The organism is Pantoea sp. UBA5923 (assembly GCF_002431095.1).
GTDB classification, from domain to species: domain Bacteria; phylum Pseudomonadota; class Gammaproteobacteria; order Enterobacterales; family Enterobacteriaceae; genus Pantoea; species Pantoea piersonii.
Genome location: NZ_DJDN01000058.1, coordinates 10206 through 10725 on the forward strand (window position 1 = coordinate 10206; position 520 = coordinate 10725).

Below are 520 nucleotides of genomic sequence, written 5' to 3' on the forward strand. Positions count from 1 at the left end.
ATGCCGCTTTTGCGTCTTTGCCATCGGGTCGTCTCACCCGCATTAGCGCGGTGTCAACCAACCCTGACTTCCGTTAAGGAATTACTCTTCCAGATCGCCACAGAAGCGGTAGCCTTCGCCGTGAATGGTGGCGATGATCTCTGGCGTATCCGGCGTGGACTCAAAGTGCTTGCGAATACGGCGAATAGTGACGTCGACGGTGCGATCGTGCGGCTTCAGCTCGCGGCCGGTCATCTTCTTCAGCAGATCGGCGCGGGTCTGGATTTTGCCTGGGTTCTCGCAGAAGTGCAGCATGGCGCGGAATTCGCTGCGCGGCAGCTTATACTGTTCGCCGTTAGGGCTAATCAGCGAGCGGCTGTTGATGTCCAGCTCCCAGCCGTTGAACTTGTAGCTTTCTACCTGACGGCGCTCTTCGTTCGGCATCGCCAGATTCATGGTGCGCGACAGCAGATTACGTGCGCGAATGGTCAGCTCACGCGGGTTGAACGGTTTGGTGATGTAGTCATCCGCGCCGATCTCC

General features: G+C 57.9%; 1 protein-coding gene. It reads right to left on the reverse strand.

Translation table 11 applies throughout. The features are described from left to right. Window positions 1-81 precede the first annotated feature (81 nt). The coding region (locus B3797_RS13950; RefSeq protein ID WP_311791384.1) for a winged helix-turn-helix domain-containing protein at window positions 82-520 on the reverse strand (439 nt) is incomplete at its 5' end.